Origin of the sequence: Bacillus sp. MMSF_3328, from assembly GCF_030733525.1 — a bacterium.
In the GTDB taxonomy this organism is placed as follows: domain Bacteria; phylum Bacillota; class Bacilli; order Bacillales; family Cytobacillaceae; genus Bacillus_AB; species Bacillus_AB infantis.
This window is the reverse complement of the sequence record NZ_JASHIV010000001.1, coordinates 239,389-255,722: the sequence shown is the minus strand read 5'-3', so window position 1 is coordinate 255,722 and position 16,334 is coordinate 239,389. Positions and strand designations below refer to the sequence as shown.

The following is a 16,334-nucleotide window of genomic DNA, read 5'->3' as shown; positions in this document are numbered from 1 at the left end:
TGCCGGCCCGTCTTATTACTCTCATGTTATCACTGAACATGCGCCCCCACAATGAACGCATTTTGTCGTATTATGCAGGTCCTTTGAGCACTGGCACCGGAGGGCAAATTAATTTTTCTGCATGAGTTTAGAACCAGTCATTCCGGCCGGATTCTGTTTTAAACTCGGCCAAAAGTACGGATTATGCAGATAAACCTTCTTTTCCTGCTAGATGGAGTCGAATTTTGTCATCTGTAATGGTAAAATTACTAGGGCACTAAAAAATTATTATTGAGGTGAATATAATGGGTTATGTAATGATCGGCCTGATAGCCGCGGCAATATTGCTTCTCATACTCTCGTTTTTCCTGAAAGATCCATATAAAAGCATTCGTGAAGAAATCGACCAGGTATCAATCCATCAGATACAGGAACTTTACTTGATTAAGAAAAAGCTGAAGGTGCTTGAAGAAGAGCTATTAGTTGACGGAGCTGCTGCCAAACCGGCAGGCCAGCCGCTCTCTTCCGGGCCAGTCAATCCCATATTGAAGAATCAGGTTCTCTCCCTTTCACAGCAGGGGCTGTCCATCGACCAGATTTCAAAGCAGTCCTCCCTTTCCAGAAACTCTGTACAGGAGATCGTCAATGAATTTTCTGCAAGGAGAGAGTACTCATGAACAGACTGACCTTGCGGGCATTTTCACTTGGGATGCTGATTACAGCGTGTCTCATTGGTGCTTTTTATTTCTTTTCAAAAGACGATTATATCAGTCTCGCAGATGCTAAAGCTGCCAAGGCAAGCGTAAAGGAAAATGGATATGTCCTCTTAACGGAAAAAGAATACAATGAATTGAAGGGCAAACCTACTAATGAAACAGAAGGCAGCAAGGCAGAGGGCCAAGCCGCTGAAAAGCCATCCAATGAAGGCGATAAAAAGGCAGATGCAGAGGAAAAAACCAAACAAGATGAGCAGGAAAACGAAGCTGAACCAAAGGTGATTACCTATAAAATCACGATTTCAAGCGGAATGGATACCGGAGAGATTGCAAGCCAGCTGGCTGCAGCAAAGATCATCACCAATGAGTCAGCATTTAAGCAGTACCTCATTTCCAGCGGCATGCATACAAAGATCCAGCTTGGCACGTTTGAACTGAACAATGAAATGACTTCCCAGCAGATTGCAACTGTCATTACCAAAGGCAGATAAAGAAAGAAGCGGATGGAGAGGCACTTGCCCTCCATCCATTTTCATTCAAATAAAAGAGCCCTGCAGAATCCGGGATCCTGCAGGGCTCTTTGCTTTAGCTGTTCAAATCATAGTGCCTTCCTTTAACAAGATAAAACACGCTTTCGGATATGTTGGTCACATGGTCTGCGGCCCTTTCAAGATAGCGGCAGATAAAGGACAGCTGGGTGATCTGCGGCAGGTATTCAGGCTTCTGCAGATTGATCTGCAGGAGCTCCTGTATCGTCTGGCCGTACAAGTCATCAACCTGATCATCCATTTCTGCCACTTCTTTTGCTTTCCTGACATCTTCTTCATTGAAAGCCTCAAGCGACATCTTAAGCATCCTGGAAGTGATTTCGTACATTTCTTTAATATGGACGATCGGCTTAACATGCTCCTCGCTTCCAATGCGGATGGTTGATTTCGCGATGTTGACGGCAAAATCAGCTATCCTTTCAATGTCGGTGGCAATTTTGATCGCCACAATGATTCTTCTTAGATCAATTGCGACCGGCTGCTGCTTCGCTATCAGAAGGATGGCAAGATCATTGATTTCCTCATACAGCACATCAGCTTTTGTATCGTCCTCCATGATTTCAAGCGATGACTCAATATCCTTGCTTTCAAGGGCATTAATCGCCCGGAGCAAAGCCTGATCGGCAAAATTGCCCAGTTCCATCAATTTATTCTGCAGCTCTTTTAAATCATAATGAAATTTTTCGCGGATTGCCATTTTATAAGCTCCCTTCTTTTCCTGTAAAGTGTGTTTTCCTTTTTAACCGGGCATCAACCAAATCGGCCTGTAATATAATCTTCTGTCCTCTTGTCAACAGGATTCGAGAAGATCTTATCTGTATTGGAAAACTCGATCACTTCACCATTTAAAAAGAAAGCAGTCTTATCTGAAATACGGGCAGCCTGCTGCATATTGTGGGTAACGATGATGATGCTGAATTCTTTCTTCAGCTCCTGCACAAGCTCCTCAACCTTCAGTGTGGATATAGGGTCCAGGGCAGAGGTCGGCTCATCCATCAGGATGACATCAGGTTCAATGGCGAGGCAGCGGGCGATGCAGAGACGCTGCTGCTGGCCTCCGGACAGACCAAAGGCATTCTGGTTCAGCCGGTCCTTCACTTCATCCCAAATAGCCGCTCCCTTCAAGCTCTTTTCCACAATCTGATCAAGAATTTTTTTATCGCGGATCCCATGGATCCTTGGCCCGTAGGCGACATTTTCATAGATGGATTTCGGAAAAGGATTAGGCTTCTGGAATACCATGCCTACTTTTGTACGCAGCTCTTCCACTTTATAAGACTTATCAAAAATATTCCTGCCCCTGTAAGCAATTTCTCCTGAAGTCCTAACTCCGGGAACAAGCTCAATCATCCTGTTCAGCGTTTTGATATAAGTTGATTTTCCGCAGCCTGAAGGGCCGATGATGGCTGTCACTTCATTTTCATAGATATCCAGATCGATATTCTTCAATGCATTATTGTCGCCATACCATAAGTTCAGCTGGCTCGTTTTGTATACGATGCTTTTTTCATTAACAGACCCCTGGGTAATGCCTTTTCTGACTGCTGGTGCATTCACTTTATCTTTTGTTGCGTTCATTATGAAAAACTCCCCTTCATCCTATATTATTAGCCCGTCTGATTGGATGCCCATGAAAAATGGGCAAGCTGAAATCTGATCAAACATTTAAGAGCCTTAATATCTTTTCTGAAATTTATTTCTGATCAGGACGGCAACAGAGTTCATGCCGATCAGAAGCACGAGCAGAACAATGATTCCTGCAGCTGCAAGCGCCTGAAACTCCTCCTGCGGCCTTCCGGTCCAGTTATAAATCTGCATTGGCAGTACAGTGAACATATCAAACACAGACCTCGGCAGGAACGCCAGGAACAGCGGAAGTCCCAGGACGACGAGCGGAGCTGTTTCCCCGATTGCCCGGGACAGCGCCAGGATGCCGCCTGTCAGTATGCCGGGCACCGCAGCAGGCATAACAACACGCACAATGGTCTGCCACTTGGTGGCACCCATTCCGTAAGAAGCTTCTCTAAGCTCTTTGGGAACGGAACGGATCGCTTCCTGTGAGGCTACAATGATGATCGGCAAAACAAGCAGGCTCATAGTCAGCCCGGCAGCAATAACACTTGTCCCAAATCCTGCTGCTCTTACAAATACAGTCAGACCGAGCAGCCCGAAAACGATCGATGGCACACCTGCAAGGTTTGAGATATTCACTTGGATGAAATCAGTAAACTTATTTTTCTTCGCGTATTCTTCCAGGTAGATCGCCGTTCCCACTCCAAGCAGAAGTGATACCGGGGCAACGACGCCCATGAGCCAAATGGTTCCGATCAAAGCTGTTTTAACCCCTGCCAGTTCAGGCTTTCGGGATGGCAGGCTTTGAAGGAACTGCATATCAAGGTAGCCGGCTCCTTGAGTGAGTATCCGATACAATAAGATTCCTAAAATCAATAATCCAAACATGGTAGCTGCCAGGAATATCAATTTAAACAGTACATTCTTATACAGCCTTGGTTTCATTTTGTTAACGACAGATGTATGGTCAATCAGCTTCATCAGTATTCCTCCCTAAAGCGGCGGGAAATGAACTGGGCGAACAGATTCATTACTAAAGTGAACAGGAAGAGTGTAAATCCAACCGCGTATATGCTGTAATAGATCGTTGTCCCGTAGCCGGCATCACCCTGGCTGACCTGGACAATATAGGCTGTCATGGTTTGGATGCTGTTTGTCACGTCCCACGAAAGGTTCGGAGTCGATCCGCCTGCCACTGCTACAATCATTGTTTCTCCGATTGCCCTTGATACTGCAAGAACAACGGAAGCAATAATGCCTGATAATGCTGCCGGCAGGACTACCTTAAAGGCTACCTCCAGCTTAGTCGATCCCATCGCAAGAGCCCCTTCCCGCATCGCACGCGGAACCGAAGACATAGCGTCCTCCGAAAGGGAAGCTATCATCGGCGTAATCATGATGCCGATCACAATTCCCGGGCTCAGGGCATTAAAGATTTCAAGAGAAGGAATAATATCCCGAAGGATTGGCGTTACAAATGTCAGTGCAAAAAAACCGTAAACAATCGTCGGTATGCCGGCCAGAACCTCAAGGACCGGCTTAATGATCCTTCTTGTCCTGTCAGATGCATACTCACTCAAAAAGATGGCCGATGCGAGGCCGATTGGCACCGCAACTATAACAGCAATGGCTGTTACTTTCAATGTTCCTGAAACAAGCGGCAGAATCCCATATGAACCCTGTGATTCAGAGAAAGGATACCATTTCTGGGCGGTCAGGAACTCACCTATGCTCACCTTGTCAAAGAAGATGAATGTTTCTACAATAAGAGTCATGACAATGCCGATCGTCGTCAGCACTGAAACTGCAGCTGTCAGCAGCAGAAGCCAAGGTACGAGCTTTTCAATTATATTTCCTGCATTTTTCTTTTGCTTTTTTTCCTGAATCATTTCCTGGACGGAAAATGTGTCCGATGACTTTAATAGTGCCAAAATGAAAACCCCTTTCATCCGCATAGCAAGATGAGAAGCACAGGTGACGCGCTTCCCATCATAAAATTGTTAAATATTATTTAAGGCCTTCTAATGTCTTCATTGCCTCATCATACTCTTCATCCTTCAGCTTTACATAGCCTACATCTTCTGAAAGGACGCCGGCATTCTCGATCGTATATTTGACAAACTCATAAACTTCTTCATTTTTAAGAGATTCGTTTTTCACATAAGTGAAGAGCGGCCTTGACAATGGTGCATATTCTCCGCTTTCTACTGTTTCATTGTTCGGTTCAACAGGGCCGTTTCCGCCGTCAATCGGAACAACCTTCAGGCTGTCTTTGTTTTCAGCATAATAAGCATAGCCGAAGTAGCCAATAGCGTTTTTGTCGCCTGTTACACCTTGTACCAGTACGTTGTCATCCTCAGAAAGTGTGGCTTTTTCAACGATAGGCGCTTCTTCAAGGATTACTTCATCAAAATAGTCATATGTGCCGGAATCTGTACCTGGTGAATAGAATTTAATTTCCTCTTCAGGCCAGCCTTCACGGATATCGGACCATTTTTTCACTGATCCATCTTCAATCCACATTTTCTTCAGTTCTTCAACAGTCAGGTGATCAACCCAGTCATTGTCTTTGCTTACTACAACAGAGAGGCCGTCATTGGCAAGTTTGAATTCTGTGTATTCAATTCCTTTGCTTTCAAGCTCTGCTGCTTCTTCTTCTTTAATCGGACGGGATGCGTTGCTCAAATCTGTGTCACCGGCGATGAATGCCTTAAAGCCTCCGCCAGTACCTGATGATGCAACAGAAACTTTTACTCCAGGCTGTTCCATTCCGAACTCTTCAACGACAGCTTCCATGATTGGATATACAGTAGAAGAACCATCGATATTAATTTCGCCTTGAAGCTGCTTATCTTCATCACTTGCTTGCTCTGTGCTGTTGCCTCCGTCTGTTTGGGAACCATTTGTTGTTCCTTCTTCAGAGTTGCCGCAAGCTGCTGTGAATGCTAGCACTGCCCCGATCATTGCTGATAGTGCCAAGTACTTAAAGCTTTTCATTTCTTTATTCCCCCTAAGAGATTTGGTTGTTTTGTCCTACGAGTATTAGAATAAGGCTTTTCTATTAATCTGGTTTTAACTAAATGTAAAGCTTTTGTAAATGAGGTCTCCTTTTGTATTAAAATGTCGGATTTGAGGGAATGAAGATAAATTTGAACATAGAAAAGCCTGTCCCCGGAGGAGACAGGCTTATACTTATAATGAAAGATTTATATAGCTGCTGATTTATGTTCCAGGCACTTCGCTTTCCGCGGGGTCTCAAAAACTCTGCTGCCTCCTGCAGGACGTTGAATCTGCTTCTTCAAACTGCCCGCGCAGGAGAAAAATGCGCATGCATTTTATGATGAGTCTGCGTGCCTTGCTTATTACAGTCCAGCTTCCTCACGTTCAGCTTCCTGGCCTTCTTTTACATCTTCAATATTCTCCACTTTTTGGACTGCTTCTTCTTTATCTTTATTTTCTTCGGCACGCTTCTTCTTCAGATCGAAATAGGCATCCAGCACACGCTCGCCGATTTTTTTGTTGGCTCCATGATCGACGCTTCCCTGGTAGGCCCATGGGACTAGAACAGCCATGGCTACCTCAGGATTATCTGAAGGTGCATAGCCTACAAGGCTCAGGTTCATGGTTTCAGGCGGCTCCTTGCCGAAATCCTCTCTTCTTGGTCCATCGTAGAAGGCCTCCGCAGTCCCCGTTTTCCCTGCCGGCTTATAAGTTTTCCCTTTTCCGCCAAAGCTTCCGTAAGCTGTGCCGCCCGGCTCCTGCATAACCCTCCTGAAGCCTTCCTGGACGCGTTCAATCCAGTTTTCTTCTACATCAAGCCTGTTCAAGACCTTCGGCTTGATTTCCTCAAGAATCGGCCCGAGTTCACTGTTGTCCATCAGAGGCTCACGGATTTCTTTGACAATATGGGGCTCCATCCGGTTGCCGCCGTTGGCGATAGTGGAAACATATTGGGCAAGCTGCATATTGGAATAGGTGTCATACTGCCCGATTGCAAGGTCAAGCATAAAACCGGGCTTGTCGCTCATCCCCTTGAATCCGGTCTGCTCATTCGGCAGGTCGATTCCTGTCCTGACCCCAAGGCCAAATTGCGCGAAGGAATCCCGGATTGTATCAAACCCTTCCTCATTGAGCGGGAGCGGCCTGTCCGGCTTATAGACACCGTCCCCGATCCTTATGGCTGTCTGGAACATATAGACGTTGGAGGAATATTTCAGCGCATTGATATCATCTAGCGGCCCAAAGTTCTTCCATGATTTTTTTATTGGAGTGCCTTTGATTCGCAGAGGCCCGTCGAAGATGACTGACCCCGGCTGGATGACCCCTTCTTTATAGCCCGTAAGGATGGTGGCACCCTTTACAGCTGATCCGACATTATAGGTCGTCGTAATATTTCCCAGGGCATCATCCTGCATCTCGCCGTCAACGATTTTCTTGCCGGCCATCGTCAGGATTTCCCCGGTCATCGGATCCATCAGGACGGTATATGCCCTGTCTAGAAGTGCGGTTCCAGGGGAACGCTTGGCGGCCCTGAGCTCTTCCTCAAGGATCTTTTCCACTTCCTTCTGAAGTTCCATATCGATGCTCAGGACCAGGTCCTTGCCCCTTTGCCCTTCGCTGATCGTCTCAGTCTTCAGAAGGCTTCCGCCTTTATCGGTTATATTTTTAACCTTTGCTTTCTGGCCATGAAGGACATCCTCATATTGCAATTCGATATAGCTTTTCCCGACCCTGTCATTGCGGCTGTAATCTCGTGCCAGGTAATAATCCACCTTTTCCGCAGGCAGGCCTTCATCTGATTTTGAGATCCTTCCCAGCACCGATTGCAGCGTGCTGCCAAAAGCATAATATCTTTCCCAGTCAGTTGTCGTGTCCACGCCTGGAAGGAATTGAAGATTTTCACTGACAACTGCAAATTCTTCATTGGTGACATCTTTATTTTTCACGATTTGCGGAGTCAATGCATATCCGCTTGTGAAATCCCTGTAGATCGCCAGAATTTCTAAATCTTTATCTGTGAGGGAACTCAGCTCTTCCTCTGTGATGCGATCCAGTTTCAAATCATATACTTTTTTATTGAACTCTTTATCATCTTCATATTTTTCCTTTAAGGCATCAAGCTCTTTTTGTGTTACTTTTGCATCTGCCTTTTCCTGGTTCTTTATGATCCAGTAATCTTTCTTATCCCTCTCCTGGACTTTTTCTGTATCCTTCTGAATCAGGCTGGCCAGATTTTCCGCTACCTTAAGCATTTCCTCCTGGCTTGCGCCTTTATTTGTGTAAGTGATGGCATTCTGCGGCGTATTGTCCACAATTACCTTGCCAGTGCTGTCAAACATCTTGCCCCGCGGAACAGGGTTATTGACAGTCACGTCCTCCGTCCTCTCAATTTCCCTTTTGTAGTCATCCCCATACACAATCTGAACAACGCCAAGGCGAAGGATCAGCATGGAAAACAGCAAAAATACAGCAAAGAACAGCATGTTCAGCCTCATAGGCACATGGTTCTTCTTTTTTCTCTTTTTATTCAAAACAGCAGCACACTTCTTTCCTCATGAATTGTCTTCTTATATTGTAAAAGAAAGTAGAAAATATTTCTATAAACAGCCTGCTGGTTTTAACAGGAAATAATTAGCTTTCGGCACACAAAAAGAGGAGGGCAGGCTCCCTCCCCCTCCTATGCAGGCTTGATTTGAATTTTACGATAGAAGAAGTAAATCACTGAATGGCCTGCCCCCACGAACAGCAACAGAATGGGAATACTCTTTTCCTCGCTGAAAAAAGTTACTGCACCGAGGAAGCAGAGAATGGATACAACCCTGCCCATATTCAGAAATACTTCCCTGACGACAATATACTCAATCCTCATCTCAGCTGCTCGCCAGCCTGTTCCGATAACATCATAGGTCATGGAAACATAGGGAACAAGCAGCAGGGGATAAGCAATGGCAATCGAAGCCGCATACATGAGCAGCCTTGCGTACGTAACATCAATGATGATAAAAAAGATGCTGGCATATAGAATCAGTCCGCCAGCCAGGATCGATTTTATGCGGTATTTCTTTTTTATGAGCCTTGATGCAAGATAATACGCTACAAAGGCAATGCCCGAATTGATCAGCCCGAATGTCCCAAGAGCCATTTCACTGCCTGTCGATATAAAAACGAAGACAGAGATGACAAACACGAAGGTCCCCTCACGAAGCCCCTGAAAAAAATGTGCATTGGTGACAAGCTTCCAGTTGGGGTTATTATTTCTTTCTTTAAAGATGCGGACAAACCAATAGCCCCCTTCTGCAGGACGGCGCTTCAGAAAAAAGCTTAAAAAGACAGCAAGTGAGAACAGGACTAGAGAAAGTCCAAAAACAATCGAATAGCCTGTGAATTTTTCCAGCCTGGAAATGATGAAGCCTGCTGAAATGGGTCCAATCATCCCTCCGACTGAAGAAAGGATCCCAAGAAATCCGTTGAAAAAATCCCGCGTATCCGGCTCAGTAATTTCAAAGGTAAGCACATTAAACGCCAGCCAATAGAAACCATATCCCATTCCAAGCAGCGCTCCAAGGAGCAGCAGGAATTGGGATGCCTTTGTGCCGATGATCAGGACAGTCAAATAAAACAGAGCCAGGCATATGACGCCGATCCTCAGGACAATGACCCTGTCAATCTTCTTTGCCCATCTTCCTGCAAGTATAAAGGTAAGCGGCTGAATGACGACAATCGATAAATTATACAATCCCAGATCCTTGAATTCCCCTGATTGCTTCCATAAATAAATATTTACAAAAGTGTTTGAAAGAGCAACACTCAAAGAATAAAGCCCCCCGATTAATAGCAGCAGGGTCAGGTCTTTATTCAGCTCAATATTTCCGATCAGCTTATTCAATTTGCTCATTTTATAAAAACTCCCCTTTGTTTCTAAGGGTAGTCTTCTACAATGGGGACTTGCTTATTCATCCCTGAACGCTTTGATTGCATGCAAAAAGGCAGCAGACGAATCTGCTGCCTATCCTGGATGGAAAGATTATTTTGCTGAGCTGTAGCGCTTGGACACTTCTTCCCAGTTAACTGCATTAAAGAAGTTATTGATATATTCCGGACGGCGGTTTTGATACTTGAGGTAGTATGCATGCTCCCAAACATCAAGGCCAAGGATAGGCGTTTTGCCTTCCATCAATGGAGAGTCCTGGTTTGGAGTGCTAGTTACTTCAAGCTCGCCGTTGTTGACTACGAGCCAAGCCCAGCCAGAACCAAAGCGTGTAGTTGCAGCTTTTGCGAACTCTTCTTTGAAGCTTTCGAAGTTGCCGAATTTGCTGCTGATGGCGTCTTGAAGCTCGCCAGTCGGCTCGCCGCCGCCATTTGGAGAAAGGATCTGCCAGAATAAAGAGTGGTTGGCATGCCCTCCGCCATTGTTTCTTACTGCTGTGCGGACTGATTCAGGAACAGCATCAAGATTCGAAACGACTTCCTCAACTGTTTTTGAAAGAAGCTCTTCATTGCCTTCCAATGCATTGTTAAGGTTAGTTACATATGTGTTATGGTGCTTCGTGTGGTGGATGTTCATTGTTTCTTTGTCAATGTTTGGCTCCAGCGCATCGTAAGCATAAGGTAATTGCGGTAATTCAAATGCCATAATAAATTCCTCCCTATGTATCATTATTTAGCTTCCGAACGGCATCTATTCCATTTTTCAGAAAATAGAATCGTTCTAAAAGTCTTTAATGTTAGATTACCAAACTTGGGTAATCCTTTCAAACAAAATGCTTTGCCTGACAGATATACAATACCCTCTCTTCTCCCTTTTATGCATGCAGCGGTCATAAAACGAGAAACAGGAAGTACACAATCATGACTGTCTGAATGAAACCCTTTGCCGCAATGCTGCTGACAAAGCCGACAACCGATCCCATCCCGATTTTTGCAGCTTCCCTGATGCCCTTCCTATGGACAATCATTTCAGCGGCGATGGCGCCGATGAAGGGGCCGATCAGTATCCCTAAAACCGGGATGACAAAAGGGCCGGCCAGGATGCCGATCGTGCTTCCCCAGATTCCCGCCTTTGAACCTCCGTATTTCTTGATGCCAATCATATTGGCCGCATAATCGGCTCCGAACAGAAGAAGGACAAACATCCCCTGGACGAGCCAGAACAGCCACCCGAAGGGCTCAAAAGAATAGGACAGCCCATAAACAACAAATCCTCCGATGATGAAAAGGACGCTTGGGATGATGGGCAGAAAGAGGCCAATAAAAGCAATCGCAAATAAAATAATGATAATCGTCCAGTATACATATTCCATTAGACCAGCACCTTCGACTTTTTATTTTTCTATCCACTCTGAAAAAGGAAAAAGCAAGAGGTTTCCCTCTTGCTTACTATACACTAATTGTCTTCTCCTAAAACAGCCTCTGCAATGTTCACAGCATGATCACCGATACGCTCCAGATTGCTGATAATGTCCACATAAACAATTCCCGCCTGTCCGGTGCATGTCCCTTCATTCATCCTGATGATATGCTGCTTCCTCAGCTTTCTTTCCATCTTGTCAATTTCCTCTTCTTTTTTGACAACATGCCTTGCAGCTTCCTTATCATTATGGTCAAGCGATTCGAGGGATTCCTTTACCGTTGAAATCGTCAAAGCGAACATATCTTCAAGGTCATTCATCGCCGATTCAGTGATTTTCACTTTATTGGCCTGCTGATATTCAATCAGTTCAATGATGTTTTCAAAGTGGTCGCCGATCCGCTCGATGTCCCTTACTGTATCCATCAGGACTGTATGTTCTTCAGACTCATTTTCAGAAAGTGAGCTTGTTGATAGATTAATCAGATAATCTGTAATCTTGCGGTCAAGATTATTGATAGCTTCTTCAAGCTGATAGGTACTGTCTGAATGCTTTTTCAGCTTTGTCTTTAAGAACAGGTTTGTTTCTTCAAGGCCTTTAACCGCAAACGATCCCATCCTGAGCACTTCTTCTTTCGCCTGGCCAAGGGCAATTGAAGGAGACTGTTCTATAAACACCGGATCAAGATGCTTCGCTTTATAGTCAACAACTGAATCTTCGCCCGGAATCAGCTTTGTGACTATGAAGGCAAGCGCCGCTACAAATGGAAGCTGAATCAATGTGTTGGACGCATTGAAGATCCCGTGTGCAAACGCAATTGTCATTTCCGGATTGAGACTAAGCTTATCCTGTAAAGCTGAAATCAGCAGATTGAACGGATGAAGCAGTATCAGGAATATGGTTGTCCCGATCAGATTGAAAAGGACGTGTACAGCTGCCGCTCTCCTCGCTGCGACAGAGGCCCCAATGGCTGCCAGCACGGCAGTAATGGTTGTACCGATATTATCCCCGAAGAGGACTGGCAGAGCTGCATCAAGATTGATCAGATTCTCAGAGAATAAGCCCTGCAGAATCCCGATTGTCGCACTCGAGCTTTGGACGATGACCGTGAACAATGTACCGACCACTACACCAAGGATCGGGTTGGAGCTCATATTGACTGTTAGATCGTGGAATGCCTCAAGCCCCCTGAGCGGTTTCATTCCCCCGCTCATCAGTTCAAGTCCATAAAATAATGCCCCGAATCCAAAAACGATCTGGCCGGCATTATGTACTTTTTTATTTTTAAAGAAGAATAGCATGATCGAGCCCAATGCTATGATTGGAAGTGCATATTCCCCAACATCAATACCAATGATGAACGCCGTTACCGTCGTTCCGATATTTGCACCCATGATGACGCCAATTGCCTGGCGCAGGGTCATGAAGCCGGCACTGACAAGACCGACGGTGATGACTGTTGTAGCAGAGCTGCTCTGGATAAGGATCGTGACAATGATCCCCGCGAGAACACCCATGACCGGATTGGTAGTAAACTTGTCCAATATATCCCTAAGTTTATCACCGGCCGACTTTTGAAGGCCGTCGCCCATGAATTTAATACCGTATAAGAAAATACCAAGGCCGCCCAAAAATTCAAAAAGCATTTGCTGGATGTTTAGTTCCACCATTTTTCAACCCCTATAACTTTTTAGATTCGACATTAATCTACAAACCCCACATCATTATGTATGATGGGTAAATAAAAAGTAAAGATTCCTTCAGCCAAATTTACAATACCTTAACATTTAAGCCTAATGTTACAGTTGTGTTACAAATCTGTTTATGGATCATACTTGTACATATAGGGCTCTGCGGCTAAAATAAATGGTGAATCTTTTTAAGGGTGTGTCAAAATGAATGTATTTAAACAGTTTTTTAAAAGTCTTTATTCCCCAAGGGATATAGCAGCCTTCCGTTTTCAGGGAATCGGGAAGACAATTCTCTATGTTTTCCTCCTTACCCTCCTGTCTGTCCTGCCAACCATCTATTATTTCAGCACGGCCATCATGTCAGGAGCAGATGCTGCCCGTGAGAGCCTGGCAGAGGATATCCCTGACTTTACGATTGAGAACGGGGAACTGAATTCCGATCAAAAAGCTCCGATCATCATCAATAAAAACAGCTTTACCATTGTATTTGACTCAACAGGCACCGCCAATAAAGAAGAGCTGGCCGATTCCAATATGGCCCTCGCTATGCTAAAAGATGAATTTATGTTTGTTGCAGGCGGGCAGGTGCAAACGTATTCTTATTCAATGGCAGGCGATCTGACTTTGACGAAGGAAGACGCAGTATCCTTCCTGGATTCCATTGATTCAGTCCTGGTCATTTTCATCATTATTATGGCTTTAGTCATTTACCTGTTCAGCACCGCGGTTAAATTCATTGAGGTTTCCGTACTGGCGCTGATCGGCCTCCTTCTCCGCAGCATTGCCGGCCGCCGCCTGCAATACAGGCACTTATGGCGGATGGCCGCATACAGCGTCACGCTGCCGACTGTCTTCTTTGCGGTCATGGGCGCTTTGCAGACAAATGTGCCAAGCGGCTTCATGATCAACTGGTTTGTGTCCATCATCATCCTGATGCTGGCAATAAAGGAAGTGCCTATGCCAAAAAGCAAGCAATAAGCGTCAGTAATCAAGCTGTATTCTCAGCCGGATTACCCTTCCAATTTGCATATGAAAAAGGCGGACCATTCGGGCCGCCTTTTTTCATTCATTAATATTTAAACAATGATATGGTTTCCGCAAGCGACCCGGAAAGGGAGATAAGGCTCTCACCCGCATCATGGCTTCTTTTAGTCTTGGCTGCCTGCTCATTGGAAGCTGAAATCATTTGTTCTGCACTTGCAAGTGTTTCCTGGCTTACGGAGGCAAATCCTTCTGCTGCAGCCTCGGCTTCAGGCACTATCCCATTCAGGACGGCCAGTCCCTTCTCGGACTCTTTAATCATCATGCTTACTGATGAAATTTCCCGCATGAGTACATCAAATGTGTTCCTGCTTTTCTCCGCTGCCTCCAGATGAATCTCAAAGTTTTCCTGCATCTCCTGGAAGCCATCTGAAGCTTTAGCAGAAATACTCTCCATCTCTGCTATAGTTCCTGTTATATTTTCAGCAGCTTTTGAAGACTGCTCTGCCAGCTTCCTTACTTCATCAGCCACAACCGCGAAGCCTTTTCCTGATTCCCCTGCCCTTGCTGCCTCTATGGCCGCATTCAGGGCAAGAAGCTTTGTCTGCCCGGCAATATCCTGAATCAGCGTGACCACTTGTGCGATCTTATCTGAATAATCCCTTACCTCCTGTACAGAGGCAGAAACTGCTTTAAACTCCTTCTCATAGTTTCTCACGGTATGAACAAGATCCTTGATGCTTTCTTCACCTTCTGATGCGGATGTATTCATTGAGCTTGCGCTGGCAGTCATACTTCCCATCATCTGAGAGATGCTTTCGATTGAATTTTTCATTTCCTGAAAAAGCTGAATGCTTTTCTCTGAACTTCCTGCGGTTTCTTCTGCCCCGGCCCTTACCATGCGGATGGCTTCATTAAGGTGTTCCTGCTCTTCCAGAACCAGGCCGGAAATTTCCTGCAGATCAGCACCTGTCCATGTCAAATCCCTGGATGTATCCGAAATGCGGATGATCAGCTCCCTCATCTGGCTCATCATGCTATGAAAACTTTTTATCAGAGATGTAATCTCCGGGATTGTGGTTCGTGATTCTGCTTTTAAGTCAAGGTTACCCTTCCTGGCCTGCTTCATAATATCTCTTAACGTATTAAGCGGGCCTGTAATGCTTCGGACCAGCAGCAAGATGAGGAGGGCAGCAGCCGCTATACTGGCAATCGCTGCAATAAGTATGTATGTAGCCATGTCATAAACATTGTGCAGGTATTGCTCTTGCGGGATGGCTATTAAAAATACCCCATTAAGCTCCTGGACATTGTGATAGGAAAGGGTATATTCCTTTCCATTCAAATTTTCATGGGCAATCCCGGTTTTTGTTTCCTGGATGCCGGCCAAAAGCTTCTCCGGAAACTTCAATGAAGATTTTTTACTGACATCAAAAGCTTCCGCCTTTCCTCCCGAAATAAGAAAATATTCACCGTGCAGCCCATCTTTTGCCAGCTCCGCTTCCTGTCCCTTCAGCACCTGGTTTACCTTTTTGCTGAACTCATCTTCTTTTCCCACGTAAATGAACATCAAGTTCTGTGCAAGCTGGTAAAAGGTTTTTGTTTCTCTTTCCAGCCTTTGCTCCATAAGCTCTACCGCTGTATCTTTTGACTTTTCATATGAGATATAGGCAACTGCTGAAATGGCCGCAACAAGCAGCCCCAAAGTCAGGAACAGAAGCCTGAATTGCAGCGGCATCCTTGCCATGAGATTTTTCCCGGTTATTCTTAACTTCATACTCTGCAATGGCCTGGCAAAACGTTTGCCAGCCTTTTTAAGTTTGATGAAATACTGTGATGTTTTTGCCAAAATACATCTCTCCCCCTCTAATACCTTCAATTATAGAGAGGGATTGTTAAGCTTTTGTAAAAAAGCAGTAATATTTTCCTAAATCATTTTTCGTATGCATAGCTTGTTCTATCCTTGGATGTACAGGCATACATTCAGTATAAAAATACTGCGGATCGGAGGCTGTGCCCAATGAAACGGTTTGCTGCGCTGCTGATTGCTGTTCTTGCCATATATATTATATTTTATGATCTGAGCCGCGGGACCCTTCCTGCCCCTGACCAGGCCCCTGCCCTTGAAGCCTCTTCCATTGTGGAGCCGGATGAGGATGCTTTGGCCTATTTTGAACAAAAAGCAGTTCCCGGGGAGACTGTCCTGACAATCGTCGAGAGGCATCTGGACAGCTCAGTTCCCGTTTCTATCTCCCGGGTAGCAGCAGATTTTGAAAAGCTTAACAGCGGAGTGAAGGCCGGGAAGATTCAGGCAGGCAAAATTTATAAATTTCCGGATTACGCAAAAACTAGCAATTGAAAAGATAAATGCCAGAACCATCATTCTTGTCAATTCAGCAGGTTCATTGATACAATAGGATATAGTTTGACAGCGGCAGGACTTTGCAATGCGCTGCTGAAAATTCATTTTATATTGTTCCAATTCCATATTTAAAGGAG

Annotated in this window: 15 protein-coding genes; 4 read left to right on the top strand and 11 right to left on the bottom strand. The window is 45.1% G+C overall.

The window, feature by feature from the left end:
* The first annotated feature begins 284 nt into the window (after positions 1-284).
* Together RBB45_RS01230 and RBB45_RS01225 are read left to right on the top strand one after the other, a co-directional pair.
* Complete coding sequence (locus RBB45_RS01230) at positions 285-656, top strand: hypothetical protein (protein ID WP_009794884.1); 372 nt, start codon at positions 285-287, stop codon at positions 654-656.
* On the top strand, positions 653-1,186 hold the full coding sequence (locus RBB45_RS01225) for an endolytic transglycosylase MltG (protein ID WP_224951513.1): 534 nt from the start codon (positions 653-655) through the stop codon (positions 1,184-1,186). Before RBB45_RS01230 ends, RBB45_RS01225 begins: the two co-directional genes overlap by 4 nt.
* Positions 1,187-1,280: 94 nt before the next feature.
* Here RBB45_RS01225 and phoU read toward each other — a convergent pair whose 3' ends face one another.
* The 10 genes from phoU to RBB45_RS01175 form a co-directional block, all read right to left on the bottom strand.
* Positions 1,281-1,940 carry a phosphate signaling complex protein PhoU gene (phoU, locus tag RBB45_RS01220; RefSeq protein ID WP_009794882.1) on the bottom strand — a complete coding sequence of 220 codons (660 nt, stop codon included), beginning with the start codon at positions 1,938-1,940 and terminating at the stop codon, positions 1,281-1,283.
* Positions 1,941-1,993: 53 nt separating this feature from the next.
* Positions 1,994-2,821 carry a phosphate ABC transporter ATP-binding protein PstB gene (gene pstB, locus RBB45_RS01215; protein WP_224951515.1) on the bottom strand — a complete coding sequence of 276 codons (828 nt, stop codon included), beginning with the start codon at positions 2,819-2,821 and terminating at the stop codon, positions 1,994-1,996.
* A gap of 96 nt (positions 2,822-2,917) precedes the next feature.
* Positions 2,918-3,796 (bottom strand): phosphate ABC transporter permease PstA, encoded by an 879-nt coding sequence (pstA, locus tag RBB45_RS01210; protein ID WP_009794880.1) that lies wholly within the window; start codon positions 3,794-3,796, stop codon positions 2,918-2,920.
* Complete coding sequence (pstC, locus tag RBB45_RS01205; RefSeq protein WP_009794879.1) at positions 3,796-4,770, bottom strand: phosphate ABC transporter permease subunit PstC; 975 nt, start codon at positions 4,768-4,770, stop codon at positions 3,796-3,798. Before pstC ends, pstA begins: the two co-directional genes overlap by 1 nt.
* Before the next feature lie 52 nt (positions 4,771-4,822).
* Positions 4,823-5,812 carry a PstS family phosphate ABC transporter substrate-binding protein gene (locus RBB45_RS01200; RefSeq protein WP_009794878.1) on the bottom strand — a complete coding sequence of 330 codons (990 nt, stop codon included), beginning with the start codon at positions 5,810-5,812 and terminating at the stop codon, positions 4,823-4,825.
* Positions 5,813-6,177: 365 nt separating this feature from the next.
* Positions 6,178-8,298 carry a peptidoglycan D,D-transpeptidase FtsI family protein gene (locus tag RBB45_RS01195; protein WP_366160403.1) on the bottom strand — a complete coding sequence of 707 codons (2,121 nt, stop codon included), beginning with the start codon at positions 8,296-8,298 and terminating at the stop codon, positions 6,178-6,180.
* Between the two features lie 194 nt (positions 8,299-8,492).
* Positions 8,493-9,710 carry an MFS transporter gene (locus tag RBB45_RS01190; RefSeq protein ID WP_009794875.1) on the bottom strand — a complete coding sequence of 406 codons (1,218 nt, stop codon included), beginning with the start codon at positions 9,708-9,710 and terminating at the stop codon, positions 8,493-8,495.
* A 129-nt stretch (positions 9,711-9,839) separates the two neighbouring features.
* A complete protein-coding gene (locus tag RBB45_RS01185) occupies positions 9,840-10,448 on the bottom strand; it encodes a superoxide dismutase (protein WP_009794873.1) in 609 nt (202 codons plus the stop codon).
* 184 nt (positions 10,449-10,632) lie between these two features.
* On the bottom strand, positions 10,633-11,115 hold the full coding sequence (locus tag RBB45_RS01180) for a DUF456 domain-containing protein (protein ID WP_009794872.1): 483 nt from the start codon (positions 11,113-11,115) through the stop codon (positions 10,633-10,635).
* An 83-nt stretch (positions 11,116-11,198) separates the two neighbouring features.
* Positions 11,199-12,833 carry a Na/Pi cotransporter family protein gene (locus RBB45_RS01175; protein ID WP_009794871.1) on the bottom strand — a complete coding sequence of 545 codons (1,635 nt, stop codon included), beginning with the start codon at positions 12,831-12,833 and terminating at the stop codon, positions 11,199-11,201.
* A gap of 225 nt (positions 12,834-13,058) precedes the next feature.
* On the opposite strand from RBB45_RS01175, the gene RBB45_RS01170 reads away from it, so the two are divergent.
* Positions 13,059-13,832: a DUF1189 domain-containing protein gene (locus tag RBB45_RS01170; protein WP_101550312.1), complete on the top strand. Its 774-nt coding sequence runs from the start codon at positions 13,059-13,061 to the stop codon at positions 13,830-13,832.
* A gap of 91 nt (positions 13,833-13,923) precedes the next feature.
* On the opposite strand, the gene RBB45_RS01165 is transcribed toward RBB45_RS01170, so the two are convergent.
* On the bottom strand, positions 13,924-15,684 hold the full coding sequence (locus RBB45_RS01165; protein ID WP_009794868.1) for a methyl-accepting chemotaxis protein: 1,761 nt from the start codon (positions 15,682-15,684) through the stop codon (positions 13,924-13,926).
* 171 nt (positions 15,685-15,855) lie between these two features.
* Between RBB45_RS01165 and RBB45_RS01160 the strand changes: the two genes are divergently transcribed.
* The gene (locus RBB45_RS01160; protein ID WP_009794867.1) at positions 15,856-16,194 is read left to right on the top strand and encodes a hypothetical protein; all 339 of its coding nucleotides are present in this window, start codon (positions 15,856-15,858) and stop codon (positions 16,192-16,194) included.
* Positions 16,195-16,334 lie beyond the last annotated feature (140 nt).